Origin of the sequence: Streptomyces sp. YIM 98790, assembly GCF_011421595.1 — a bacterium.
In the GTDB taxonomy this organism is placed as follows: domain Bacteria; phylum Actinomycetota; class Actinomycetes; order Streptomycetales; family Streptomycetaceae; genus Streptomyces.
Genome location: NZ_WTLH01000246.1, coordinates 1 through 7,346, shown reverse-complemented (window position 1 = coordinate 7,346; position 7,346 = coordinate 1). Strand labels below are relative to the sequence as shown.

The 7,346-nt window shown below is 72.8% G+C and carries 6 protein-coding genes; all 6 read right to left on the bottom strand.

What is annotated here, in order from left to right:
* Positions 1 to 121 precede the first annotated feature (121 nt).
* Entirely contained in the window at positions 122 to 1,246 is a 1,125-nt protein-coding gene (locus GQS09_RS25715) for a thiamine ABC transporter substrate binding subunit (RefSeq protein ID WP_165989942.1), read from the bottom strand.
* Positions 1,247 to 1,546: 300 nt separating this feature from the next.
* Entirely contained in the window at positions 1,547 to 2,653 is a 1,107-nt protein-coding gene (rlmN, locus tag GQS09_RS25710; protein WP_165989941.1) for a 23S rRNA (adenine(2503)-C(2))-methyltransferase RlmN, read from the bottom strand.
* A gap of 76 nt (positions 2,654 to 2,729) precedes the next feature.
* On the bottom strand, positions 2,730 to 4,160 hold the full coding sequence (locus GQS09_RS25705; protein WP_165989940.1) for a PQQ-binding-like beta-propeller repeat protein: 1,431 nt from the start codon (positions 4,158 to 4,160) through the stop codon (positions 2,730 to 2,732).
* Between the two features lie 391 nt (positions 4,161 to 4,551).
* Positions 4,552 to 5,571 carry a phosphatidate cytidylyltransferase gene (locus GQS09_RS25700; RefSeq protein WP_243761787.1) on the bottom strand — a complete coding sequence of 340 codons (1,020 nt, stop codon included), beginning with the start codon at positions 5,569 to 5,571 and terminating at the stop codon, positions 4,552 to 4,554.
* Between the two features lie 50 nt (positions 5,572 to 5,621).
* Positions 5,622 to 6,179: a ribosome recycling factor gene (frr, locus tag GQS09_RS25695; RefSeq protein WP_165989943.1), complete on the bottom strand. Its 558-nt coding sequence runs from the start codon at positions 6,177 to 6,179 to the stop codon at positions 5,622 to 5,624.
* Between the two features lie 63 nt (positions 6,180 to 6,242).
* Entirely contained in the window at positions 6,243 to 7,010 is a 768-nt protein-coding gene (gene pyrH / locus GQS09_RS25690) for a UMP kinase (protein WP_165989939.1), read from the bottom strand.
* Between the last annotated feature and the right edge of the window lie 336 nt (positions 7,011 to 7,346).

The window sequence follows — 7,346 nt, the reverse complement described above, 5'->3', positions numbered from 1 at the left end:
CCGCAGCGGCGGGCCCGGCGCCCGTGCCGGGGAGGTGCCGGCCGGCGGCGGACCGGCGGGCGGGCTCCCCGGCAGTGTGCTCGGCATGCCGGGCGTACGCGCCGGGCGCATGCTCACCCGGTCACCGCAGGACCAGGTCGGTCCACTCGGTCACCCACCGCTCCCGGCCGTCGGTGATGGCCTGCGGGTCCATGGTGTACGGGTCGGCGATCTCCACCCCGTAGGCGGTGAAGACCTCCGGCAGCGGCACGCCCTCGCGCACCGGGTGCACGAACATCTGGAGCGGCACATCGGCCTGGAACTCCTCGCCCAGCAGGAAGTCCAGCAGCGCCCTGCCGCCCTCCGGGTTGGCCGCGCCGTCCAGCAGACCGGCGTACTCGACCTGGCGGAAGCAGGTGCCGGTGGAGACGCCGGTGGGGGCCTGGCCGGGCTCGGGGTCGGAGCCGTAGACCACCTCGGCGGGCGGGCTGGTGGCGTAGCTGACCACCAGCGGGCGGTCGCCGCCCCCGCTGCCGCCGCCGGAGCCGGAGAAGCGGTCGTAGTACGCCTGCTCCCAGCCGTCCACCACCTCGACGCCGTTGCCGGCGAGCCGCTGCCAGTAGTCCTGCCAGCCCTCCTCGCCGTAGGCGGCGACGGTGCCCAGCAGGAAGCCGAGACCGGGCGAGGAGGTGGCCGGATTCTCCACCACCAGCAGGTCCCGGTACTCCGGCGCGGTCAGGTCGTCCAGCGTCCGCGGCGGCTCCACGCCCTGCTCGTCGAACCAGGCGCGGTCGTAGTTGACGCAGATGTCGCCGGTGTCCACCGGGATCACCGTGCCCTCACCGCCGGCTTCCCCGGCCGGGCGCAGCTCCTCGGGGACCCGGTCCAGTCCGGCGGCCTCGTGGGGCTGGAACACCTTGCCCTCCAGCGCCCGGGAGAGCAGCGTGTTGTCCACGCCGAACAGCACGTCGCCCTGCGGGTTGCCGGCCGTCAGCACCGCCTGGTTGACCATCACCCCGGCGTCGCCGCCGCGCAGGATCTCCACCTCGAAGCCGGTGTCGGCGGTGAACTGCCCGAGCACCTCGTCCGAGACGGCGAAGGAGTCGTGGGTGACCAGGGTGACCGTGGTGGGCGGCGGCTCGGAGGCACCGGAGCCGGAGGAGCCGGAGCCTTCCGTGCCGGAGTCGCCGGAGCCGCCGCAGCCGGCGAGCACCGCGAGACCGAGTGCCGTCGCCGCCGCGAGAACGGGGGTGGCCGTGCGCTTCATCGTGCCGCTTTCGTGGATCTGCGGGGAGCGGCACCGCGAGCAGCATGAGAGGGTCCGAGCTCCCTACCCGCCGGCCGGACCGTATCGGGCGAGGTTCGAAGGGTCTGCGGCCGTGTCCGCCGCACTCTCAGCGCTGCGCGCGCTCCCCTGCCGGATGTGCGTGTACCGAACGCACGTGTTCGACCGCCACCATAGCCCACGCCCTGCGCGGCCACGCACCCGGTCCCGCTGCCGCCCGCCGGTCGCCCGCTCCGCCCGGACGGCGACGCCCCAGGGGCGGCGAGCGGCGCGTCCCCGCCGTCAGCGCTCCGTCGCGGCGAGCTGCCCGCACGCGCCGTCGATCTCCTGGCCCCGGGTGTCGCGGACGGTCACCGGCACGCCGTGCACCTCCAGCGCGGCCACGAAGGCCCGCTCGTCCTGTGGCCGGGAGGCGGTCCACCGGGAGCCGGGCGTCGGGTTCAGCGGGATCAGATTCACGTGCGCCCGGCGCCCCTTGAGCAGCCGGCCCAGCAGATCGGCCCGCCACGCCTGGTCGTTGATGTCCCGGATCAGCGCGTACTCCACCGAGACCCGCCGGCCGGAGGTCTCCGCGTAGTCCCAGGCCGCGTCCAGCACCTCGCGCACCTTCCAGCGGGTGTTCACCGGCACCAGGGTGTCGCGCAGTTCGTCGTCCGGGGCGTGCAGCGAGACCGCCAGCCGGCACTTCAGCCCTTCGTCGGTGAGCTTCCGGATCGCCGGCACCAGCCCCACCGTGGAGACGGTGATGCCGCGCTGCGACAGCCCCAGACCGTCCGGCGCCGGATCGGTCAGCCGGCGGATCGCGCCCAGCACCCGCCTGTAGTTGGCCAGCGGCTCCCCCATGCCCATGAAGACGATGTTGGACAGCCGGGCCGGGCCGCCGGGGATCTCGCCGTCGCGCAGCGCGCGCATGCCGGCCACGATCTGGTGCACGATCTCGGCCGTGGACAGGTTGCGGTCCAGGCCGGCCTGGCCGGTGGCGCAGAACGGGCAGTTCATGCCGCAGCCGGCCTGCGAGGAGATGCACATGGTGACCCGGTCCGGGTAGCGCATCAGCACCGACTCCACCAGGGTGCCGTCGTGCAGCCTCCACAGGGTCTTGCGGGTGGCGCCGTCGTCGCAGGCGAGGTGGCGCACCTCGGTCATCAGCGAGGGCAGCAGTTCGTCCGCCAGCCGCTGCCGGGCCGCGGCCGGGATGTCCGTCCACTGCGCCGGGTCGTCGGTGAGGCGGGCGAAGTAGTGCTGGGAGAGCTGACGGGCACGGAACGGCTTCTCGCCCAGTCCGGCGACGGCCTCCCGGCGCTCGGCGGGGGTGAGGTCGGCGAGGTGGCGCGGCGGCATGGCGGCACCACGCGGCGCGGCAAAGATGAGTTCTCCGGGCTTGGGCATAACCGTTCCAGTGTCGCAGACCCCGGCCGGTGCCCGGTCCCGCCGCCGGGCGCGGCGGCGGTCCGGTGCCGGCGGCTCAGGGCCGGGTGAACACCAGGGTCTCCAGGACCCCGTCGTTCTGCCGCATCAGCGAGGTCTGCATCATGGCGAAACGGCCGTTGTCCCAGGCCGGACGGGTATTGGTGACCTTCCCGAAGTAGCTGTGCTCGCTCAGGGCCTGCAGCGGCGGCCGGTAGGTCTCCGGCCCCATCGCCATCACCGGGGTGACCGCGCCCGAGGACGGGTCCACCGCGACGACCATGGCCGGCACGCCGTCGCCCTTGGTCCCGATCCGCTTCGGCTCCTGGTAGGCGATGATCCGGCCGTCGTCGACGGTCACCAGGCCCAGCTTGCGGTTCTGCACCCGCTCGGTGCGCCACACCTCGCTGCCGTCGGCCAGGTCCAGGGCCACCAGCTGGTTCTGGTAGTTGGGATGGCCGTGGCCGCCCTCGTGCCCGGAATCGCCGGGGTTGATGTGCGGCAGCTCGGCCTGCATGACCAGCAGGCCGTCCGCGACCAGCGCGCGCGGGCAGTTCCGCAGCCCGCCCGGCACGCAGGGGAATCCGCGGGTCTCGTCGTAGTCCGCCAGCACCACCGTGTGCTCCCCGGTGGCCGGATCGATGTGCCAGACCTGGGACCGGTTGCCGACCGTGATCTCCGCCACCAGCGGCTCCAGCGAGATCACCCCGTCGACGCGGGCCTCGTCGGCCGGCAGCGGCCAGGACCAGAGCTCCTCGTCGTTCTGGCCCCAGGCGACCAGCGCACCGCCCTTGCCCAGGCCGCCGCCGCCGCTCTGGCCGCAGGTGAGCCGCTGGAGCAGGGTGTCGCCGAAGACCGCGTACCGGTAGGCGAAGCACTCCCGGACCGGCTCCCCCTCGATGACCGGCTCGCCGGTCTCCAGGGACAGGATGTGCCCGCCCGCCGCGGAGCTGACCATCACCCGGTCCCCGAAGATCACCGGGATGTCGTGCGATCCCGGGAAGACGTCCTCGTGGTGGGCCAGGCCGGGGACGTCGACGCTCCACACCTGCTCCCCGGTGCCGATGTCCAGCAGGGTCACGGTGCGGCACACGCTGGAGCCGCCGTTCTCGTCCGGTTCCCCGCTGAGCAGCACCACCCGGCCGCCGGCCTGCTCCAGCGAGGCCGGGCAGCTGCTCAGCGGACTGCCCGGGAGCCGGTACTCCCAGGACGCCTCGCCGGTGGACAGGTCGTACGCGGTCACCCCGCCGAGGGTGCGGCGGACGAAATGGGTGTCGGTGAACCAGTGCCCCTGGGTGCTCACCTCGTGCGCCCCTTCGGGGGCGTCCGGCTGGACGACCTGCACCACGGGCTCGGCCGTGCCGAGCTCCCCGGCGGCCGCGGCCCACTCCTGGTACGTGGTCAGCGACTCCACTCCCCCGCCGCCGTCCCGGAACAGGAACCACCAGCCGCCGAATCCGGCCGACAGCAGGAACAGCACGGTGACCACGGCGACGGCCGCCGCACGCCCGCCGCTCCTGCCAGGCGCCGGACCCCCGGGCCGGTGCGCATGCGGATACGGCTGCGGCTGCGGATACGGATACGGTCCCGGCTGACCGGGCTGACCGGGCTGACCGGAGTGGCCCGGGTGCGCCTGGGCCGGGAACCCCTGCCCGTGCGGTGGTCCCTGGGGACCGCCCGCCGGCGCGGGCGGCCATCCCCCTGCCCCCGCCGGCGAGCCGGGCTGCCCCGGCCGCGGCGGCCGGCCGTCCCCGGAGCCGGGCATCCCGAATGGCGTGGCCTGGTTCATCGTTCCCCCGTCACATGCTCGGCGCATCGCCGACGACTCGGTCGCATGCCGTTCTATCACCGCGGTTCACCGCGCGGCCGGGGGAAAACGATCAGTGAGAGCCGACGAAGAGCAGGAAGAGAGCCCAGCAGACCGGGGCGGTGGGCAGCAGGGAGTCCAGCCGGTCCATGATGCCGCCGTGGCCCGGCAGCAGGGTGCCCATGTCCTTGATGCCCAGATCACGTTTGATCATGGACTCGCCCAGGTCTCCCAGAGTGGCGCTGACCGCCACCGCCAGGCCCATCAGCAGGCCCTGCCACCACACCGCGTCGTCGATCAGGAAGTGCAGGCACAACGCGCCGGCCAGCATGGCGAAGACCACCGCTCCGGCCAGCCCCTCACGGGTCTTGCCGGGGCTGATCCGGGGTGCCAGTTTGCGCCGCCCGAAGCGCCAGCCCACCGCGTAGGCGCCGGTGTCACTGACGATGGTCAGGACGAGGAAGGTGAGCACCCGCCAGGAGCCGTCGTCCGCGGCCAGCATCAGGGCCACGAAGGTCGCCAGGAAGGGGACGTAGAAGGCGGCGAAGACACCGGCGGTCACATCGCGCAGATAACCGGCGGGCGGCCGGGCCATCCGCCAGACCAGGACCGCCAGGCCGGTGAGGGCCAGCCCGGCCCAGGCGCCCGCCGCCCCTTGCAGGTAGCCGGCCACCACCATGGCGGCGCCGCCCACCGCCAGCGGCACCAGCGGCACCCGGATGTCCTTGCGCTCGGTGAGGCGGGCGGACAGCTCCCACAGGCCGATCACCACGGCGAGCGCTATCACCCCGGTGAAGGCGGGCTTGTGGACGAAGAGCGCGAGCACGACCAGGGCGCCCAGGGCCAGGCCCACGCCCACCGCGGCCCGCAGATCGCGTCCCGCCGACTTCTTGCGCGGCTGCTCCGGCGGCCGGCCGTCCGGACCGCTCCCGCCGCCCGCGGCGCCGTCGCCGCCTCCCTCCGGCGGGCCGGACATCTCGGACCCATTGGACACATGCCGAGTCTGCGCCGGTTGCCGTGGATATCGGGGGGGACCCGCCGATGATCGGGAGGCCGGTTCGCCCGCCCTGCGGCCCTCGGCTGACTCGTTCAACACACCTGTTCCATTTCCGGTTCGGTCGGCACGCCGGCGGGCGTCCCCGCTCAGACCTCGAGCAGTTCGGCTTCCTTGTGCTTCAGCAGCTCGTCGACCTGGGCGACGAACTTGGCGGTGGTGTCGTCCAGCTCCTTCTCGGCGCGCCGGCCCTCGTCCTCGCCGACCTCGCCGTCCTTGACCGCCTTGTCGATCTGGTCCTTGGCCTTGCGCCGCACACCCCGGATGGAGATCTTGGCGTCCTCGCCCTTGGACCGGGCCACCTTGATGTACTCCCGGCGCCGCTCCTCGGTCAGCTCGGGGAAGGTCACCCGGATGATGTGGCCGTCATTGGTCGGGTTGACGCCGAGATCCGAATCGCGGATGGCCTGTTCGATGTTGCGCAGCGCGCTCTTGTCGAAGGGCGTCACCACGGCCATCCGGGCCTCCGGCACCGAGAAGGACGCCAGCTGGTTGATCGGCGTCATGGTGCCGTAGTACTCGGCCATGATCTTGTTGAACATCGCCGGGTGCGCACGCCCGGTACGGATGGCGGCGAGGTCCTCCTTGACGACCACGACGGCCTTCTCCATCTTCTCCTCGGCCTCGAGGAGAGCTTCTTCGATCACCATGTGCTCCTGGGTGCTTCGGGTTTCCGGTCGGTGGGACGGAAAGACGGCGGCGGCCGGGCCTCAGGCCCGCCGGCCCTGGCTGTTCACGAGTGTGCCGATCTTCTCACCATTGACCGCGCGGGCGATATTGCCCTCGGCGAGCAGCTCGAACACGAGGATCGGGAGACTGTTGTCCCGGCACAGGGTGATCGCCGTGGAGTCGGCGACCTTGAGGTCGCGGGTGATGACCTCGCTGTAGTCGAGGGCGTCGTAGCGGACCGCGTCCGGGTTCTTCCGCGGGTCCGAGTCGTAGACCCCGTCCACGCCGTTCTTGCCCATCAGCAGTGCCTCGGCGTGGATCTCCAGCGCCCGCTGGGCGGCGGTGGTGTCGGTGGAGAAGTACGGCATTCCCATGCCGGCGCCGAAGATGACCACGCGGCCCTTCTCCAGGTGGCGCACGGCGCGCAGCGGGATGTACGGCTCGGCGACCTGGCCCATGGTGATGGCGGTCTGCACCCGGCTGGGGATGCCCTCCTTCTCCAGGAAGTCCTGGAGCGCCAGGCAGTTCATCACCGTGCCGAGCATGCCCATGTAGTCGGAGCGGGCCCGGTCCATGCCGCGCTGCTGGAGTTCGGCGCCGCGGAAGAAGTTGCCGCCGCCGATCACCACGGCGATCTGGGCGCCGTCCCGTACCACGGCGCCGATCTCCCGGGCCATGGAGTGGACGACGTCCGGATCGACCCCGAGCCCGCCGTTGCCGGCGAACGCCTCGCCCGAGAGCTTCAGCAGAAAGCGCCGGGGACGGACCGGTTCGCCGGCTGTCGTGGCGGCGGTGGCACCGTGATTCATGGGTTTCTCCTCGTGCGCATGCGAGAAGGCCACGGCCGGCGGACTCCCTGGGTCATCCTGCTCGGCATGGCCTCCTCGTCACAACTGCGGTCGTCGCGGCCGTGCTTCCCCGTCAGCCCCGGTCCGGCCCCCGCCCGACAATAACGCCGCCGGGCGGGCCGGGGCCGGTGGCACGGCGAAACTCACCGTCTCCTCTCCAGCCTCTCACCCGCGCGCGGCTTCCGCGGGCGCCGGTGCGGGACCCCGGGGCCCGGTACCCGTGCGGCGGGTGCGACGGCTGCGGCGGGCGGGCCCGCCGGGCGTCGCGCGGCGGCACGGACCGGGACCTGCGGCAGG